The 18,638-nt window shown below is 33.9% G+C and carries 18 protein-coding genes and 4 pseudogenes; 13 read left to right on the plus strand and 9 right to left on the minus strand.

The window, feature by feature from the left end; all coding sequences use genetic code 11:
* Positions 1-41 precede the first annotated feature (41 nt).
* The 3 genes from AAGE00_RS01595 (at position 42) to AAGE00_RS01605 (ending at position 1,769) form a co-directional block, all read left to right on the plus strand.
* Positions 42-266, plus strand: coding sequence for a hypothetical protein (locus AAGE00_RS01595; protein ID WP_264377157.1), 225 nt, complete (start codon positions 42-44; stop codon positions 264-266).
* Entirely contained in the window at positions 263-1,168 is a 906-nt protein-coding gene (locus AAGE00_RS01600; RefSeq protein ID WP_265034245.1) for a patatin-like phospholipase family protein, read from the plus strand. Before AAGE00_RS01595 ends, AAGE00_RS01600 begins: the two co-directional genes overlap by 4 nt.
* Positions 1,169-1,463: 295 nt before the next feature.
* Complete coding sequence (locus AAGE00_RS01605; protein WP_341815295.1) at positions 1,464-1,769, plus strand: hypothetical protein; 306 nt, start codon at positions 1,464-1,466, stop codon at positions 1,767-1,769.
* Between the two features lie 12 nt (positions 1,770-1,781).
* Here the strand turns inward: AAGE00_RS01605 and AAGE00_RS01610 are convergent, their stop codons facing one another.
* Complete coding sequence (locus AAGE00_RS01610) at positions 1,782-2,741, minus strand: IS5 family transposase (protein WP_341815149.1); 960 nt, start codon at positions 2,739-2,741, stop codon at positions 1,782-1,784.
* Between the two features lie 111 nt (positions 2,742-2,852).
* On the opposite strand from AAGE00_RS01610, the pseudogene AAGE00_RS01615 reads away from it, so the two are divergent.
* The 3 genes and pseudogenes from AAGE00_RS01615 to AAGE00_RS01625 all read left to right on the plus strand — a co-directional run.
* Positions 2,853-2,993 (plus strand): annotated as a pseudogene (locus AAGE00_RS01615) (IS110 family transposase); the annotation flags it as partial.
* Positions 2,994-3,144: 151 nt separating this feature from the next.
* Positions 3,145-3,480: an IS630 transposase-related protein gene (locus AAGE00_RS01620; RefSeq protein ID WP_341813349.1), complete on the plus strand. Its 336-nt coding sequence runs from the start codon at positions 3,145-3,147 to the stop codon at positions 3,478-3,480.
* Between the two features lie 28 nt (positions 3,481-3,508).
* Entirely contained in the window at positions 3,509-3,991 is a 483-nt protein-coding gene (locus tag AAGE00_RS01625; RefSeq protein WP_265015457.1) for an IS630 family transposase, read from the plus strand.
* A gap of 111 nt (positions 3,992-4,102) precedes the next feature.
* Here AAGE00_RS01625 and AAGE00_RS01630 read toward each other — a convergent pair.
* Positions 4,103-4,939 (minus strand): annotated as a pseudogene (locus AAGE00_RS01630) (IS630 family transposase).
* A gap of 60 nt (positions 4,940-4,999) precedes the next feature.
* Between AAGE00_RS01630 and AAGE00_RS01635 the strand changes: the two are divergent.
* Positions 5,000-5,179 (plus strand): annotated as a pseudogene (locus tag AAGE00_RS01635) (transposase); the annotation flags it as partial.
* Here the strand turns inward: AAGE00_RS01635 and AAGE00_RS01640 are convergent.
* The 6 genes and pseudogenes from AAGE00_RS01640 to AAGE00_RS01665 form a co-directional block, all read right to left on the minus strand.
* Positions 5,174-5,335 carry an ankyrin repeat domain-containing protein gene (locus AAGE00_RS01640; protein ID WP_265014714.1) on the minus strand — a complete coding sequence of 54 codons (162 nt, stop codon included), beginning with the start codon at positions 5,333-5,335 and terminating at the stop codon, positions 5,174-5,176. The pseudogene AAGE00_RS01635 and the gene AAGE00_RS01640 sit on opposite strands and share 6 nt — an antisense overlap.
* 102 nt (positions 5,336-5,437) lie before the next feature.
* Positions 5,438-6,408 (minus strand): annotated as a pseudogene (locus tag AAGE00_RS01645) (IS481 family transposase).
* 154 nt (positions 6,409-6,562) lie between these two features.
* A complete protein-coding gene (locus AAGE00_RS01650; protein WP_213864024.1) occupies positions 6,563-9,199 on the minus strand; it encodes an ankyrin repeat domain-containing protein in 2,637 nt (878 codons plus the stop codon).
* A gap of 323 nt (positions 9,200-9,522) precedes the next feature.
* Positions 9,523-9,924: a helix-turn-helix domain-containing protein gene (locus tag AAGE00_RS01655; RefSeq protein ID WP_213864023.1), complete on the minus strand. Its 402-nt coding sequence runs from the start codon at positions 9,922-9,924 to the stop codon at positions 9,523-9,525.
* A gap of 22 nt (positions 9,925-9,946) precedes the next feature.
* Positions 9,947-10,285 (minus strand): helix-turn-helix domain-containing protein, encoded by a 339-nt coding sequence (locus AAGE00_RS01660; protein ID WP_265014711.1) that lies wholly within the window; start codon positions 10,283-10,285, stop codon positions 9,947-9,949.
* A 44-nt stretch (positions 10,286-10,329) separates the two neighbouring features.
* The gene (locus AAGE00_RS01665) at positions 10,330-11,283 is read right to left on the minus strand and encodes a hypothetical protein (RefSeq protein ID WP_341815296.1); all 954 of its coding nucleotides are present in this window, start codon (positions 11,281-11,283) and stop codon (positions 10,330-10,332) included.
* Positions 11,284-11,460: 177 nt separating this feature from the next.
* On the opposite strand from AAGE00_RS01665, the gene AAGE00_RS01670 reads away from it, so the two are divergent.
* The 4 genes from AAGE00_RS01670 to AAGE00_RS01685 all read left to right on the plus strand — a co-directional run bounded on the left by AAGE00_RS01670 (position 11,461) and on the right by AAGE00_RS01685 (position 15,343).
* Positions 11,461-12,207 (plus strand): hypothetical protein, encoded by a 747-nt coding sequence (locus AAGE00_RS01670; protein ID WP_341815161.1) that lies wholly within the window; start codon positions 11,461-11,463, stop codon positions 12,205-12,207.
* Positions 12,208-12,532: 325 nt separating this feature from the next.
* Entirely contained in the window at positions 12,533-12,931 is a 399-nt protein-coding gene (locus AAGE00_RS01675; protein ID WP_341815178.1) for a recombinase family protein, read from the plus strand.
* An 86-nt stretch (positions 12,932-13,017) separates the two neighbouring features.
* Positions 13,018-13,977 carry an IS5 family transposase gene (locus AAGE00_RS01680; protein ID WP_341815149.1) on the plus strand — a complete coding sequence of 320 codons (960 nt, stop codon included), beginning with the start codon at positions 13,018-13,020 and terminating at the stop codon, positions 13,975-13,977.
* 31 nt (positions 13,978-14,008) lie between these two features.
* Complete coding sequence (locus AAGE00_RS01685; RefSeq protein WP_341815297.1) at positions 14,009-15,343, plus strand: recombinase family protein; 1,335 nt, start codon at positions 14,009-14,011, stop codon at positions 15,341-15,343.
* Here AAGE00_RS01685 and AAGE00_RS01690 read toward each other — a convergent pair.
* Positions 15,260-15,874 (minus strand): RadC family protein, encoded by a 615-nt coding sequence (locus AAGE00_RS01690; RefSeq protein ID WP_341815298.1) that lies wholly within the window; start codon positions 15,872-15,874, stop codon positions 15,260-15,262. The two genes, AAGE00_RS01685 and AAGE00_RS01690, sit on opposite strands and share 84 nt — an antisense overlap.
* Before the next feature lie 468 nt (positions 15,875-16,342).
* On the opposite strand from AAGE00_RS01690, the gene AAGE00_RS01695 reads away from it, so the two are divergent.
* The gene (locus tag AAGE00_RS01695; RefSeq protein ID WP_341815300.1) at positions 16,343-16,972 is read left to right on the plus strand and encodes a polysaccharide deacetylase family protein; all 630 of its coding nucleotides are present in this window, start codon (positions 16,343-16,345) and stop codon (positions 16,970-16,972) included.
* Between the two features lie 20 nt (positions 16,973-16,992).
* Positions 16,993-18,549 carry a penicillin-binding transpeptidase domain-containing protein gene (locus AAGE00_RS01700; protein WP_149168628.1) on the plus strand — a complete coding sequence of 519 codons (1,557 nt, stop codon included), beginning with the start codon at positions 16,993-16,995 and terminating at the stop codon, positions 18,547-18,549.
* Positions 18,550-18,638: the final 89 nt, after the last annotated feature.

Consider the following 18,638-nt stretch of genomic DNA (forward strand, 5'->3'; position numbering starts at 1 on the left):
AAATCTTGTATATATTAGTATACAGCTTTTTGTACAAAAACATGAAAAACCAAAGTACAGGAAAGATCCCTGTAGCAGTAATTGCTACTATGGTAATACAAACAATAGCATTTATCTGGTGGCTGGCCAAACTTGACTTAAGAGTGCAGATACATGACAGGTTTATAGAGCAAAATCAAAGGACTACAGAAATCATCTATCGTCTTGAAGAAAGAGTCAAAAACCTTGCTGAAGAAGTTAACGAGCTTGAGCAGAGACAAAAATGACAAAGTACATTTTATCGGTTGATGGAGGAGGAATTAGAGGAATAATTCCTGCAATTATTCTAGCAGAAATTGAATCTAGGATAAAAAAGCCAATTTCTCAGATCTTTGATTTAATGGCAGGTACCTCAACCGGTGGAATTATTGTTGCTGGACTTTGTAAAAGCAATAAACTTCAATACTCTGCCAATGATTTGGTTGAACTTTACCAAGAGTATGGAGCATATATCTTTCAAGCATCACTTTGGAGAAAATCAATCGCTTCTTGGCTGAGTGGTTCTCAGTACTCATATAAAAATATGGAATTTATTCTCAACAAATACTTCGGCGAAAGCACTATGGCCGATGTTGCGAGTAATCTACTGCTCACTAGTTATGACATTCACAACAATTGTGAATTTTTCTTCAAAAGTTGGAAAGAAGAAAACATTAAGTTGAAAGATGCACTCAGAGCTACAACAGCTGCTCCAACGTACTTTACACCAAAACGTCTGAAAATTAGCCAAACAGAGAGAGTGTTGATAGATGGCGGAGTGTTTGCCAATAATCCAGCTGCTTGTGCATATGCAAGTGCTAAGAGGTTATTTCCAAATGATGATATTGTACTGGTATCAATAGGTACTGGCAGAACAGATAGGAGCATAGAGTATGTTAATTCAAGAAGATTTGGAAAAATAGGGTGGGTCAAGCCACTACTGAATGTGATGTTTGCCTCTGGATTGGATTGTGTTGATTATCAACTAGAGCAAGTAATAGATGATAAATATATGCGAATACAATCACAATTGAAAGTAGCATCAGCTGAAATGGATGATATAACACCTCAAAATATTAAATGCTTGCAGCAAGAAGCAAAGGCAATGATAGAAAGTCACCAAAGAGTAATTGATATGCTATCAACATGATATAAGTTTATGAAAAACTTTTTTTCTGATGAGAGAGTTATAAAATTCAAAGCTTTTTTGAAAAAGATAGAATTTTAAAAAATAATTTGGACGTTTTTTTTACCAATCTTGTATATATATAACATAAACTTGAAGCGCAGGAACTACAAAAGAAAATTCAGCTTTAAGAGAACAAAGATAGTAAAAAATCTTCTAATCAAAAAAAGGATGTAATATGTTAAAAAACGTGAAATCTTTATTATACAAAAGTAAAATGTCGAAATGTTTTTTCACAATGTTACTTGCATGCTTTATTATGACAATATGTAACGCTCAGCCACCTCAAAAAAATAACGTACATGAGTTCACATCAGCCACATGGAATACCAACGGCCCGCGCTGGAATGTTGTGCAAGCGTTGATGAATTATGGATTAGACATTTTAGCCATTCAAGAAGCTGGAAATATTGGAGATATTTCTAGTCAATTGTCTAGTCCGGCCGGCAATCGATTACAGATTTGCTTTGGAGGGTTTGACCTTGAGCCTAACTCAGACGTAGGCGTTCAGGAATATATTTGGAATACTGGATGGCTTTGTTGCATAGCACTGATAGGCATGTAAATCACAGTGAATTTACGCAGCTAATTTAAATTCAGCCATACCTATATCAGTAAATTTGTTCAATAAGTAGCACTTAATTAACAGCTCTTTTTCACGATTTACCTCTGATTTATTTTTCAAGCCAAACCCAAATATTTGCTTCAACCTATAGAAAAAGACTTCAATATAAGACCGTGCTCCATACTTAACTTTTTTCTTCCATTCATTAATACCATCTTCATAATTCTCATATGACCTAATTCTACTAATATACTTGTTTCTTTCTGATAAGTAGTCAGCTAAACAAATTTTAGTATCCTTCCTAGGGCGAATAATAGGCACAATATTGTATTTTCTGCATTCTTTATACACACTTTTTATATCATAAGCCGCATCTGCTCGAATAGAACAAATGTTATATTTATCACTGACTTCTTCTAACATATCGCAGACCGGCAAATAGTCTACAGCAACACCACTAGTGTAGTTCATGCTTATTGCTTTCTTATCATTTATGTTTAAAACAACATGTAATTTTCTTACTTGACCATAACCACTGTATTTTCTTTTTCGAATATTAAGCTTACTATGCCCACCGTTATTATTGTAGATACTAACTCTAGTGCTATCTACGGCAATTTCAACATTTTCCAGATCATCTTTATTGCTTCTATGGTCATCAATCTTCAAATTAAGCTTTTTAAATCTTCTGGAAGCTTGTGTATAGCTGATAATCTTAAGTTTTTTGCCTATTTGTACCATATAACCTTTTACAAAACCTACAGCTTGTCTCAAGCCAATTCTAAAAAGATGAACTATTATGTGTATTAAAATTACAACTTTATCACTATAAGTGTTATTGCCACCTGCAACTTTTGGACTATTTTCATACCAATTTTCTATGGCTTGATTAACAAAATGAAAAACATTTCCTCTTTTTTTGAGAAACTCGTTATATTCTCTTTGGTTACTTACTCTCATTTTTTGTGGCATAAGTTGTACTTGTTTGAAAAATGCCTATTTTACAACAAAATTCGTTAGTAGCCATATATTAAAAAGCTTTTCTTCTTACAATAACCTCAACCAACACTAGCTATGCAACAAAGCCAGTCAGAACTTGCTGCTTTTTATTGTAAGCTTATTGATAGTGGTAAAAGAAAGATGGTAGCACTCACTGCACTTATGCGTAAAATTATAGTCATCGCCAATGCCAGACTTAAAGAAGCAATTAATTTGCATGTTTAGAAATTTACATGGCAATAATTAAAATTAGTTAATGAATATGTGCGTCCACACACACTAAACGCACATATTCATTGGTTTAAGCAAGGTATAGTATTTCCTAAAGTAAATGATAAAGGTATAATAAAGTATTTGAGTTATAATGGCATATAGTGTGGATTTAAGGGAAAAGGCAGTATTGATGATAGAAAAAGGTAAGACAAAGGTTGAGGTAGCAGAGCTTATGGAGATAGGAATAGCAACTCTGTACCGTTGGTTAAAAAAGAAAGCTGCTGGTGAAAGCCTCAAGCCATCTAAAAACGGTAGCTTTATTCGAAAAATAGACCCCAAAATACTCGAAGAATATGTTACAAAGAATCCAGATCATACTCTGGCAGAGATGAAACAAAATCTTGGATTTGGAATAAACTCAATTTGGTATAGACTAAAACAGCTAAAAATTACTTTAAAAAAAAGTCACACTATATCAAGAGCGCAATCAAGAAGATAGGGAGCAATTTATTGATAAAATCTCAAAAATAGACCATTCCAGCATCTTATATATAGATGAAGCAGGAGTTGATAATAAGTTATACCGAGAATATGGACGCGCTCCAAGAGGAAAGAAAATTTATGCAGATATTCCAGGGAGAACTCGAGAGAGAATCAGTATAGTAGCCGGGTGGATTGGAAAGAGATTTATTGCACCAATGACTTTCAAAGGTGGGTGTGACAAAGAGGTATTCAATACATGGTTGGAGAAGATGTTATTACCTACATTGCCACTTGGCACAACTATAGTTATGGATAATGCTACATTTCATAAGACCACTAAAACAAAATCATTAATAGAGTCTTTTGGCTGTCATTTGCTGTATCTTCCAACATATTCACCAGATTTGAATCCTATAGAATACTGTTGGCATACCATCAAAAGCCGCCTCAGACCTCTCATGTATAAATATACAGACTTACAGCTTTTGGTTGGTAATACCATAATGGAACTTTATCATCCATTTTAGAAAATACTATAGTTGATGCTGGCTACACAGGAGAAAATTTTGCAACACAAATAAAAGCAACTATTGGCGCTACCGTTGAAGTATAGCCCTTCCCATAATAGTCCAAAAAGGTCATAAGAAGGAAGAATCGACAGCATGACGAAAAGATTTGAATAGAGGAATGTTTTTCCTGATTCTGTTTTTTATAGCAAACCAATTATGCTCAATTTTGTTAAAATCTGGAGAATACGGAGGCAGATATAAAATTTCTGCACCAACCCCTTTAGCAAGTTCGGTAATCTTATTAGACTTATGAAAAGTAGCATTATCAAGGATAACAGTTTGTCCAGGTTCCAAAATCGGTGTCAGAAACTGCTCAAACCATTTATTAAAGATATCCATATTGCAGTGGCCTTCAAAGGTTAACGGAGCAATTATTTTTCTTCCACTTAAGGCTGCAACCATGCTAATTCGTTGAGTTTTCTTCCCAGATTTTAGGGCATAAAACCGCTGTCCTTTCTGGCAATACCCATAGGTTCAGTGTTATCAATGCCAGACTCATCTATATACACTAATTCTTTAGGTTCTTTTGTTGCTATAACCTTTGAAAATTGAGCTCGCTTTTCTTCATTTCTTTCTTTATATCCGTAGGTCTTTTTTTTCTTGTGAATCCTATATTTTTAAGTGCTCGATGAATTGTTTGTCTACTAATATTGCCCCAGCATCTCTGACTGAGTTTTGCCACCTTGCTCATTTGCAAATTCGGCAAATGCATTCCAGTCGGTAATTTTATGCCACGCTTCCAGGCTTTTTTGACTGAAAATCTCCCGTTTTCTCACGTCTTTTCTTCCACTCATATAAAGTTGTTTTTCCGATCTTAAATCTCTTGGCAACAGTTTCTCCACTCTCCCCTTCATCCAACGCTTCCATTACCTTTTTCCTTAAGTCATAACTATATGCTACTGGCATCCTTACCTTCACTACTATAAATCTACATCTTACTCTTTTTGGACTATTATGGGAAGCGCTATAATAAAGCGAAACGAATTACACACCTTTGTCGTATTGCCGAAAAGATGGGTTGTTGAGAGATCTTTTGCTTGGTTGCAAAAATGTAGGCGATTGTGGAAAAATTGCGAGCGGAAACTCAACACTAGCCTACAAATGGTCTTTCTTGCTTTCGCTGCTTTGCTTCTGAAAAGATTATGAACAGGCTCTAAGAAACTTTACAATCTCAATATGACCTCCTTTAGAAGCATGATGTAAAGCTGTCCAATTATTTCTATCTTTGCTATCAATAGTAGCTTCTTTTTCTTCAATCAAGTATTGTACAACATTAAGGCTATTGCTTGCAGCAGCATCCACTTATTTTCCCCTTGTTCATTAACACTTAATCCTTGTTGATCGATAAAAAATTCTACAATATCCTTATGTGTAATAGTTTAGACTTGATCTGACAGTCATGAATTATCTGACAGAAGAATCGACGAAGTCAAAACCGATATCAGAATCTGTTTTAATGTTATCAATATTTTTTTGGTAAGCAATATGCATACTATCAAAAAAGGTCTGCATAGGAGTCTTACCATAGCAATACTTACCGGAATGAGGTCTAGTTCTGTTGTAAGAATGCAACCAATCTAACTGAAGCTCCTCCAAAGTACTATAAATCTTTTTCCTAAAAATAATATTATAACATTCATCTTGCATAGTTCTATGAAACCTTTCACATATACCATTAGTCTGTGGAGAGTAAGCTTTGGTTCTAGAATGATCAATATTTTCTACTCCCAAATATAACTGGTAAGCATGATTTCCTGGCTTGCCACAATACTCTGTACCACGATCAGTTAAAATGCGTAGCAATGGAACTTTCTGTTCGTCAAAAAATGGTATAACTCTATCATTGAGAAGATCTGCAGCTGTGATAGCAGTTTTCTCCGTATAAAGTTTAGCAAAGGCCACTCTAGAGTAGGTATCAATAAAAGTTTGTTGATAAATTCGTCCAATACCTTTGATATTACCTACATAATAGGTATCTTGACTACCTAAGTATCCAGGGTGTTGTGTCTCAATTTCGCCATTGGCCTCTTTTTGTTCCTTGGTTTTTTCTAAAGCAGCAACTTGCTCCTCTGTCAAAATTATACCGTCTTGGATCACCTTCGCTTCCAGTGCTTTCAATCTCTTTTTAAAATTTTCGAGATTGCCATATTGACCTTATGCCGCTAGCAGATATTAGAATTCCTTTTTTCTTTAATTCATTAGCTGCTCTTTCTTGTCCATATGCTGGAAACTCTACTAACTACTGCTTCTTCTGTATCCTTTGGTACTCTATTGGCAAGTAATGGTTTGCTTTTGTTTATCTCATATAATGCTTTTTCTCCTCCTGCTTCATACAGTTCTTTAAAACGGTAAAATGTATCTCTCGAATATCCCATCACTTTACATGCCTGTGATACATTCCCTAATTGTTTTGCAACCCAACTTTGGTTTTAGTATTTTTTCTTGTGTTATACTCATATCTGACACTCCTTTAAAATTTATTTATATTTTTATCTTACTTTATTAGTCTGTCAGATCAAGTCTAAACTATTATACCTTATGCCCATTTTTTGCAGCAATGTGCAAAGGTTTTTCCCTACTATCTGCTCTTGCGTTTACATTTGCTTTTTTTTCTACCAGAAATTCTGCTGCTTTTGTATAACCGTTGCAAGCAGCATAATGGAGTGGTGTCCAGTTATTCAGATCTGAATAGTTAACATCAATCTCATTTGCAAAAAGACCTTTAATCTTATTAATGTCATCACCAAAGTTATCTCCTCTTACAGCATTGAATAGCTCTCTACTCCGCAATAACTTTGCCACCTCCCTGTGACTATCTCCTTTTTCAACAGCAAGTTGCAACGGCGTTTCTCCACTTAAACCCGTAGCGCCAATATTTGCTCCTTTTTCTATAAGAAATTTTACTACCGGTAATCGATTTTTATAAACGGCATAGTGAAGCGGTGTCCAGTTATTTTTTCCTACTTCATCAATATTTGCTTGCTTACTCAGAAAAAGCTCTACCACGTCACCTTTGCCATAAGTAGCAGCAAGATGTAAAGGTGTATTTCCGTCAGAATCTTTAGCGTTAACAACATTTGGATCTTTATTGATAAGTTCTGTTGCTAGCGTTTTATACCCTAAGCTAGCAGCGTAATGTAACGGCTGCCATCCATTTTTCTCGTATGAATAATTAAGATTTTGAATATATTTTCTGACCTTTGATACATCATTTTTCCTTATAGCATCAATCAACGCCTTGCCCTGCAACATTGCTTTAACTTCTTGCCGATTACTTTCACCTTGGGAAAGCTGTTGAGCAAGGTCAAGTGGAGTTACACTATTAGAATTTTCAGCATAAATATCTGCTTCTTTTTTTATCAAAAACTTTACTAAATCGCTGCTACCTTTGTTAACAGCATGATGTAGCGGTGTCCAATTATCCTTTCCTTGATCATTAATATCTAGTCCCTTCTCATCAATGAAGAATTTTACAATTTTTGTATGTGCATGGCTGGACGCAATATGTAAGGGTTTATCTCCATCATTAGTTGTAGCATTAATGTTTGCTCCTCTTTCCACTAGTAGCTTTACCAGCTCTTGAGCTTCTGTTTTTTTATTAGCAATATAATGTAACGGGGTCCATCGGTTGTTATCTTCACGGTTAATTTCAGCTCCTTCCTCAAGGCATTTTTTGATCTTATTAATATTTCCTTCTTCTATTGAATTAAGCAATGCTCTACTCAATAATAACCGTGTTGTTGCCTGATGGTCTTTTTCTTTAGCTAATTGTAACGGTGTCTTGTTACCAGAATTTATAGCTTCAATATTTGCTTCCTTTTCAAGAAGAAGCTCTACAATATTTTTATGACCTTGATCAGCAGCAATATGTAAAGGCGTATTTCTCTCATAGTCTTTAGCATTAATAACACTTAAATCCTCTGCTATGAGCACTTCTGCTGAAGATTTATAACCTAAACTTGCAGCATAGTGTAATGGAGTCCACTTATTACTTTCATACAGATAACTAACTTTAGCTTTCCTCTCAATAAGATTTGAGACTTCTGTAATATCATTCTGCTTTACAGCATCAATTAATGCCTTACCTAGCAGTATTTCTTTCACTTTTTCATAGTCCTTGTCTTTAATGAGGTCAAATGGAGTTTTATTGCCATAATTTTTAGCATTGATATTTGCTCCCTTTTTCTCTACTAAGTACCTAACGACATCAACGCGATTACTTTCAGCAGCATAATGTAGGGGTGTCCAATTATCCTTTCCTTGATCATTAACACTTAGTTTTTTTTCATCCAAAAAGAACTTTACAATATTTTCATGTCCGTTTCTTGCAGCAATGTGCAAGGGCTTATTATTATCAGAATTTCTAGAATTAATGTCTGCATTTTTATCTACTAAAAACCTTACAAATTCCAAATCATCTACTGTTCTATTAGAAGCATAATGTAAGGCTGTCCAACCATTCTGATCTTTATAATCAATTTCTCCTTTTTCAAGACATTCCTGAACTTTTTTACTACTTCCTTCCTTTGCAGCATCAAGCAATGCTTTATTTTGTCGTAACTTTTCCCTTTCTGATTCTTTTCCCCTCAAAAATTCTGTAATAGATTGAAACCTCTTTTCCTCAGCAAGCTGTAATGGTGTTTTACCAACAGGATTTTTTTTGCTAATATCTGCTCCATTTTCTACGAGGAATACCACAACTGAGTACTTACCTTCTTCAGAAGCGTAATGCAATGGTGTCCAAGCACCATTAGCTAGAGCATCAATCGTTGCGTTTTTTCCTACTAAAAACTTTGCCATCTCAAGTTCACCTTTTTTAGCGGCATAGTGAAGTGGCGTCACGTAATCTTTTCCTGGATCATTAACATCCATTTTTTTCTCATTAATAAAAAACTCTACGATTTTTGTATGTCCATTATCTGCAGCAATATGTATAGGCTTCTGCTGAGCATTGGTTTTACCATCGATAAGGTTTATACCTGTTAAGTTTGCTAAAAATTCTGTAGCGTTTAAGTTGCCATACTGAGCAGTATAGTGTAGCAAATTCCACCCATCTACGTCAGAATGCCCAGCAATAGTCACATTATCGTTTATAAGTTCTACAACTTTTCTGTTATTATTATTTCTTATAGCTTGTTTTATATTTTCAAACTGCTCTGATGGCATCTAACCCTCTCTAAAATTGACAAAATCCTCACCAAAAAGCTCTTTGCATTAATAGGTTATGTATAAACATTTTACAGTGCAATATTTATTTTAAAAATGCAAGTTTTGGATTAAAGGAAAACAGAAAAGACCGGAAAGTAGAGTAAACTCAATAATTACAAAATAGAATACAGTCTTCTGGAATAAAGTAATTTCCTGCGCGAAACAGCGCTATCCATGTTAAAGAATTAAAAAAATGGAATTGCTGTCTTTCTATAGTATAAAGTACAAATAACTGATTAGGTGGCTTGAGGAAAGAATACTGAAACAATACCTTAACTTCTCTACTCTGAGATTGACGTGCATTTAACATCCCATTTGAAGCCTGTGTTAGCAAGAGCTTTAATCACTAAATGAACAATATCGCGCAATGCTTCATCCTTAATTTTTCTATATTCCCTTACTAATCGGGATATTTCTTCGCTGCCCACATCGCTACGAAAGGCCTTATCATGCAAATCTTCAGAGGCTTTGGTAAAAAAATATGACATATCAACTGACAAAGCTTCTGCCAAATTATACAATCTATCAACTACAAGCCTTACCTCTCCAGTTTCATATCCTTGTATATGCTGAAATGAAATTCCAAGCTTCTTTCCTAAGTCTCTTTGACTAAAACCACACATTAACCTTCTTTTCCTTATTCTTTCCCCTATTTGTTTATCGATAGGATGTTGTATAGTCATTTTACGTATCAGGTAATATTAACTATGTATTATCACTTTGAGAAAAAGATTTTACCAATATATAAACTGCACTACGTAACCTTTTGCTCTTAATTTCGTTATATCCTTTAACTAACTTTAACACCTCTTCATCATAAGCTTCATGTGAGTCAGCATGCATATCAGTAAAAAAGTTAGCAACATCAATAGATAGAGCTTTTGCTAAGTCATATATCCTACTGGCTAAAACACAATTTGAACCATTTTCGTATTTTTGTATCTGTCTGTATGAAACACCTATTCTCTTTCCTAATTCGGTCTGTGTCAAACCACGATCTAACCTAAGTTGTTTTATTTTTTTACCTAATTGTATGCGATCCACCTTTAATTTTAGCTATTCAATTTACAACAAATTTTATGAAAAAGCTAGCAAAGTAATTGCTTTAATAATTTCTGCCTCTCGCTAATTAAATCGCTTGGCCTTACGTATTTTTTCTCAATTTCCCTCATCTCTTTTTCTCGCTCTGCAATGCTATTTCTTATTACTTCAGCTGAATATCTACTTTTGCCACCTGTAAACTCTGATCTTAATCTCCTAACCTTATATTCGAGCTCAGCAAATTTTTCATGTTTTTCAAGGAGTTCTATCATGTGACTGATTTCAGAATTTAGCTTTTTTTCCTCAATATCTCTCACAATAAAAGAAAGGAGAAGCTTATCTATTTGGTAATCAATATTTGGTTGATCAGCAAATAGATTGATCATAGCTTTTACATCAGTAGGATTTGCAACTAATAAGCTAAAATTACTACATAAAAAACTATAGAACTTTATCGTCTTCACAAGATAATTTTTCATATCTTGTGATAATTGCAATTCTTTGTGAATTCCTGATAACGATATTTTTAATTCTTCCAAATATTTCGTATCAAAATTACTTACTTTTTCAGGTACAAGAATCATGAGCAGCTTTTTTATGAGCTCAACATCATTTGACTTAACTGCATTATAAAGAGCTTTATCCTTATCTTTTTTTAAATCATAAAGCTCTGATGAGTTATCTATACTGAATAAATAGTTTGCTACGTCAGTGTTTCCTTGAGGAGAATAGATCAGAATATCCAATTCTCTTAGCGGGTGGTCATCATTAAACTTTTCTAGTAACTGCTTATCGGTAGTTTCCTCTATTGCTAAAGCAGCTTTACTGATCTTTTTCAGTTCAGAAACATTATCTCTTGAATTTTCAAGTATGTCTTTAGCCTTGTCTAGCAGCTGCTCATATAGAATTATTTTTTCTTCATTATCAAGTAGCTGACAATGCTTCTTCAACTTTTCAGTGGAGTAAGACAAGAGATCCATTTCTTTCAGTTTTACAATCATAATACCCAACTTTGATTGAAATTGAAATAATTTTTACAAGATGTGTTTTTCTAGTGTAAATGCCCGTAAAACTTGTTATTATAATATACAGTAAATTAATAAGTCGTATAATATTAACAATTAAATAATATTTATCACGATATGATCGAATAGTAATTAGATTAAGTGAGAGTTACAATGAAAAAAATAAATAGTAAAAGATTGTCTAGTAAAATGTTAAAAGCGGTAGAGCGAATAGCAAAAGAAGGATTATTGCCTAATTTAATAAAAGCTGCTCCAACAGCGAATAAAAAGATTAGTAAATTACCTGTCTTAACATATCCTGAGAAGCTCAATCCATTTCGATCAGCTTTATGCAGGACAAGACTAAGTGAATATGAAAATATGAAACTAAATGAATTCCTGGAAAAAGCTATTGCAGCTAAAAATATAAACGAGTTAAGTAAAGTTATCGATGAAGCTTTGGACTTAGGAATAAGAATAAATGCTGCCAATGAAGATGGCTTTAGCTTCGCTAACGTTACAATGTTTAAGATTTATCGTGATGAATTCAAAGGAAATAAACAAGAAGATATAATCAGGAAGTTAGCCTTAAATGGAGCAGAATTTAATGTACAAGTTGATAAGAAAATAACTGAAAAAGTGCAAAAAGAAATTGAGCCACAAATATATAATCTACTCAAAAAGCTCAGGGAAGTTGGAGAGAACGCTACTATAGAAGGGACTGTTGAAAATGTAGAAATCGATAATAAGACCTTCTATATTGAATTTTCACATAGCTGCATAGTTGATGTTGCAAAAGTTATAGAAGGTGCAAAAAACTTGGGCCTGAGCAAGGGAGATTTAAATCTTGGTGGCAATATCCTAAAAATAGGTGATGGTGAAGTTGAAGTGAAAACTGGAAAAGATGGAAAAAGAGACTAAGTGGATATATCGGATAACAGCGCTTTTACACTACCGACAATGTTGCAAAAAACATAAAAATAAAACTAGAGAAAACCATTTCTCGAAAACTTCTGTGTCCAGAACCAAGAGTCCGATTTACTTATAGCGCTAATAATCAATTAACCATCGGCTTTAAGGAATGATATGAACATATTATTTCAAGGAAAAGTCATGAGAAACAAGAGATTAGCTATCCAAATTAGCTGTAGCTATGAACCTAATCGGTTAGCAGAACAATGCTTATCAGATGCTTATGAAAAGGTAGTGTCAAAGGAAATAAGTCAAAAAAACTTAAAACATAAAAATGGGATTCAAGGAGGGTCAAATGGTAACAGTATGTTTATATGCGAGAGTTTCTTCGGGGAAACAAGTAGAAGGAAATACGATAGAAAGTCAAATTGCAGCTTTAGAGAAGCAAATTAATCTGGACGGATACAGATTGTTAAGTGAGTATAAATTTATTGATAACGGCTACAGTGGATCTCATTTAGTCCGCCCTGATTTAGAAAAATTACGTGATAAAGTAACAGAAGGTAAAATTGATAAGATTTACATTCATTCTCCTGATCGTTTATCTAGAAAATATGCATATCAAATGGTGCTGATTGAAGAATTTGAAAAAGCAGGAGCAAAAGTGGTTTTTTTAAATTATGAGATTAACGGTAACCCAGAATGGCTTTGTTGCATAGCTAGTGTTGGTTGAGGTTATTGTAAGAAGAAAAGCTTTTTAATATATGGCTACTAACGAATTTTGTTGTAAAATAGGCATTTTTCAAACAAGTACAACTTATGCCACAAAAAATGAGAGTAAGTAACCAAAGAGAATATAACGAGTTTCTCAAAAAAAGAGGAAATGTTTTTCATTTTGTTAATCAAGCCATAGAAAATTGGTATGAAAATAGTCCAAAAGTTGCAGGTGGCAATAACACTTATAGTGATAAAGTTGTAATTTTAATACACATAATAGTTCATCTTTTTAGAATTGGCTTGAGACAAGCTGTAGGTTTTGTAAAAGGTTATATGGTACAAATAGGCAAAAAACTTAAGATTATCAGCTATACACAAGCTTCCAGAAGATTTAAAAAGCTTAATTTGAAGATTGATGACCATAGAAGCAATAAAGATGATCTGGAAAATGTTGAAATTGCCGTAGATAGCACTAGAGTTAGTATCTACAATAATAACGGTGGGCATAGTAAGCTTAATATTCGAAAAAGAAAATACAGTGGTTATGGTCAAGTAAGAAAATTACATGTTGTTTTAAACATAAATGATAAGAAAGCAATAAGCATGAACTACACTAGTGGTGTTGCTGTAGACTATTTGCCGGTCTGCGATATGTTAGAAGAAGTCAGTGATAAATATAACATTTGTTCTATTCGAGCAGATGCGGCTTATGATATAAAAAGTGTGTATAAAGAATGCAGAAAATACAATATTGTGCCTATTATTCGCCCTAGGAAGGATACTAAAATTTGTTTAGCTGACTACTTATCAGAAAGAAACAAGTATATTAGTAGAATTAGGTCATATGAGAATTATGAAGATGGTATTAATGAATGGAAGAAAAAAGTTAAGTATGGAGCACGGTCTTATATTGAAGTCTTTTTCTATAGGTTGAAGCAAATATTTGGGTTTGGCTTGAAAAATAAATCAGAGGTAAATCGTGAAAAAGAGCTGTTAATTAAGTGCTACTTATTGAACAAATTTACTGATATAGGTATGGCTGAATTTAAATTAGCTGCGTAAATTCACTGTGATTTACATGCCTATCAGTGCTATGCAACAAAGCCACCCAGAATCTCAATTACTGTTACAAATGCAAGGTATGATAGCAGAATATGAACGTGCGAAAATTATGGAACGAAGTCGTCGTGGTAAAATCTATGCAGCTAACAAAGGCTATGTAAATGTAATGGGAGGAGCTCCTTATGGTTATCGTTATATAGATAAGCATATGGGAGGAGGACAAGCTTTATTTGAGATTAACGAAAAAGAAGCTGATGTCGTTCGTAAAGTATTTTTGTGGATAGGCAGAGAAAGAACAAGTATTGGGGAAGTATGTCGTCGGCTAAATACTATGTCCATTAAGACACAAAAAGGAAAAGAACGCTGGAATAAAGGTACAATTTGGAGTATGTTGAAAAACCCTGCTTACAAAGGACAAGCAGCTTTTGGTAGAAGAAGGTTAGGAGTAAGATTAAAGCAAGTAAGACCACAGAAAGGCTCTTGTGAGCAGCCAAAAAGTAACCACTCTGTCTATCCTGTTGAAAAAGCAAATTGGATTTATATTAAAGTGCCAAATATAGTAGATGAAGATATATTTGATATTGTTCAAGAACAATTAGCTGAAAATAGAAAAGTAGCAAGGACAAGAAAAAGAGGAGCAAAGTACTTACTACAAGGTTTAGTCATATGTAAGCGTTGTAATTACGGATGTTACGGAACTTGCATGAGAAGTAGACGAGAAGAAGAAGGTGGTCATTATGCATATTACCGTTGTAGTGGTAAAGATTCTTACCGTTTTGGTGGTAATAAGATTTGTGACAATAAACCCATTCGCTCAGATGCATTAGAAACAGCTGTGTGGGAAGAGGTTAAGCAGTTATTGAAAAATCCAAACAGGATTTTAGAAGAATACAAGCGTAGGCTTTCAGAACTAAAAAAATCATCATTGGATCAAAAAAGTGACCTGCTAGAGAAACAAGAAAATAAATTAAAACGTGGTATTGCTAGACTTATCGATAGTTATGCTCAAGAATATATCAATCAAGAGGAATTTGAACCACGAATTAAAGCAATGAAACAAAGCTTAAAAACAATTAAAGAAGAGAAGAAAAAGATATTTTATCAAAAGGAATTAGAACAGGAGGTAACTCTGGTTGTGGCCAATTTAGAAGACTTTTCTTCCAATATTACGTTAAACCTTGATAACGCAGACTGGTTAACTAAACGTGATATTATCAGAACATTGGTCAAGAGAATTGAAATTAACCTTGAGGACGTAAATGTGGTATTTCGCGTAAAAGAGCTACCGAACTCTTCTGGACATAATGGAAAGGAAAATAAAAATTTGCAACATTGTCGTAGGTGTATTATCCTCATCCTCCTTTGATGGTTCTATATCTCCGCTTGGATGATTATGTGAAATTGCAACAGATGATGCGTCAATCAGTAATCCCTGTTTTATTATTGCCCTCACATATAGAGGTACTCTATCTATAGTTCCACAATCTTGAATATACTCATATATTAAATGACCACTTCGATCTAAGTATACCACTCGTAAGCTTTCTTTTCGTGACTGCCCTATTGCTGCTTTAAAGTATTTTAATAGCTCTTCTCTATTATCAAGAATCGACAGCTTTTTTAACTTACCTTTCAATATCCTATCAAAAATCTCTTTCAGACAAAAGATATTTGCTATTGCTCCATCATTCATTCCTGTAACATTTTTTAGTTCATGAAAGTCAGCATTAATTACCCTTCCTAAACTACTAAAGAGCTCCATTAACTTTTTGGCAACTTCTCTTCCTTCTGTGTATGCAGATAGATTACGTTCCAGTAGCTCATGGTCAAGCAAAGACCTACCTCTGCTTGATAGAATACGAGTTTCTAATTTCTCTTTTCTCTCACTATTATTCATAAAAACCTCCAAGATCAACATTATATACAAATTCAACGCCAGCTTTCTGACGCAGTAGTTCTCGAGGAATAACCCTTTTGAACTCTAAATTTGCAATGTTGTCCTTGTTGCTTTAAAAGCTGGAATACCATTTGCCATGTGAATTTGTGCATTAATATTTACTGTGCTGGTTCCCTGAAGAGCAACGGTATTTATATTTGCAATCATACTATATTATATAAAGTTATTAATATAATATATTGACAAAGTAACGAAGTAAACAGTAGCTGCTAAAAGTGGTTTAATTTAGCAAAAAAGTGTAGTACTCTATCACTTTGCTGATTATATATGTTTATAAGAATAATCGCTTTTCTTTTGCTATATTCAAGCGCAGTTTTCTGTAGTGATTGTAACTTTAACTTACCATATCGTGGGCTCAGTTGTGATTTGGATCTATCATATAGAAATTTAAGTAATATAAAGAAATTATTGAATAACAAAGATAAGTTCGTTGCACTTACGTTTGATGATGGACCGTCTTATAATAGAGCAGGAGATATTATTAATATTCTGGAGAGCAATGAAACAAAAGCGACATTTTTTGTGCTTGGTGAGCGTATAAATAAAAAAACATCTGAAATAGTAAACAAAATCCATAAAGCAGGTCATGAATTAGGTAATCATTCTTGGTCGCATAGGAAGTTGACATCACTTTCAAGTGAGGAGCAATTGCAAGAACTGGAAAAGACAAATGTGGCAATTAAAAATGCAACAGAACAGAATGTAAAATGGTTTCGTCCACCATATGGATGTCATAACGATAATTTGATCAAAAATACTAATCGATTAAATATGTATTCCATATTATGGACAGTTGATTCTCTGGACTGGCAAGGCGATAAATCAGAAATTCTGGTTGAAAGAGTTTTAAGCAATGTACATAATGGAGCGATTATATTGTTCCATGATCACGATAACAAATCAAATACAGTTGAAGCTTTATCTCAGATTATTGAAATACTAAAAAAATCGGGTTACAAACTTGTTACCTTAAGTGAGTGGGAAGAAAGGGTTTGTGATGTAGTGAAAGCTAGAAATGTGTCAATAAAAGGAGAATGAGTGCGTTCTAAAGGAATTCTATGTGGACAAAAAACAAGGTCTTCAACCGCAGGGCATTCATATTAGGTGGTATTCAGCTTACTATTTCTGCTATTTTTAGTTATAGGTTGTATACTTTACAAGTACGAGATAGACAAAAATATGAAGTGCTATCCAATAATAATAGGATAAAAGTTGTTACTATTGTGCCTAAACGAGGCAGGATTTTGGATAGGAATAGCGTTGAACTCGCAGTAAACAAAATTTCGTATATTGTTTTATTTGATGGGCAAAAAACCTTTACTAGGGAAGTTGATTTGCAGATGTTATCAGAAATTAAACCTGATACAACAAAATCATCAGATACAAAAATAACTGCTCTTTATAAACGTTATTACCCGTTTGGTTCGATATGTTCTCATATAATCGGATATACAAAAAAACAGCAAGACATAAATGAAGCAGGGGTTAGTGGAATTGAATATACATATGATCATGTATTAAAAGGCAAGACCGGAAAATCTGAGCAGGAAATAAATTCTAAGAAGCGTATCATGAGAGAGTTATCTAGCATACCGCAGCAAGATGGACAAGATATACAGCTGACAATTGATGTTGATTTACAGAAGAAAATTGCAGAGATATTTAAAGATCACCAAGGTTCCACAGTGGTAATTGATGTAAATAACGGAGAAATTTTAGCATTATATAATTCACCTTCTTACGATAATAATCTTTTCACTAGCAGATTATCAAATGAAACTTGGAAAAATTTAAACAATCCTTCATTACCGCTTGTAAACCGTGCATTATCATATCAAATTCCACCTGGTTCAATATTTAAAATAATAGATGCGCTTGCGGGTTTAAAAGATGGAATAATAACACCAGAAGAAAAGTTCTCGTGTAGGGGCTATATGAAAATAGGTGAACGAAAATTTCGTTGCCTAAAAAGCAAAGTCCATGGATATGTATCTTTAAACGAGGCAATGGCCTTCTCATGCAACACTTACTTTTATAATATAGGAAAAAAAATAAATGTAGATTCTCTACTAGAAATGGCTAGCAAATTTGGTATAGGAAGTGGACCATTAATTGGAATGTTTAAGGAAGAAGCTCCGGGATTGTTGCCTGATGTGGATTGGCGTGCACGCAAGCTATATTCAGAGTGGTATTTAGGTGATACCATTAACTTAGTTATAGGACAAGGGTATTTACTTACAACGCCATTACAGCTTGCAGTTCTTGCAGCGAGGGTTGCAACAGGAAAGGAGGTAATTCCCCACATTGAGATGAGTAAATCAGGGCAAGACTTTCTTGATATTGATGTGAATCATGAGCATCTTAGTGTGGTTCGAAAAGCTATGTTTGACGTGGTGAATTCTAACTATAGAAAAGGACTAGGCAGTATACAAATTGCTGGCAAAACCGGAACACCAGAGATAAACTCTAAAGGTGAAAGTCATAAATTGTTTATCGCTTATGGCCCCTACCATGATCCGCGCTATGCAATCTCAGTGTTTATAGAACATGGTAAAACTCCACGCCAAGATGTTGCAATTGCTAGTGAGATATTGCAATATATGCTTGAAAAATGAACTTATGAAATTGCCATATATGTTACTTGTAATTTATATATTCAAATCAGAGCTTTGAGGTTAAAAAAAAGAAACGAAAATTGCATAAA

The organism is Wolbachia endosymbiont (group B) of Aricia artaxerxes (assembly GCF_964026975.1).
Lineage (GTDB): Bacteria > Pseudomonadota > Alphaproteobacteria > Rickettsiales > Anaplasmataceae > Wolbachia.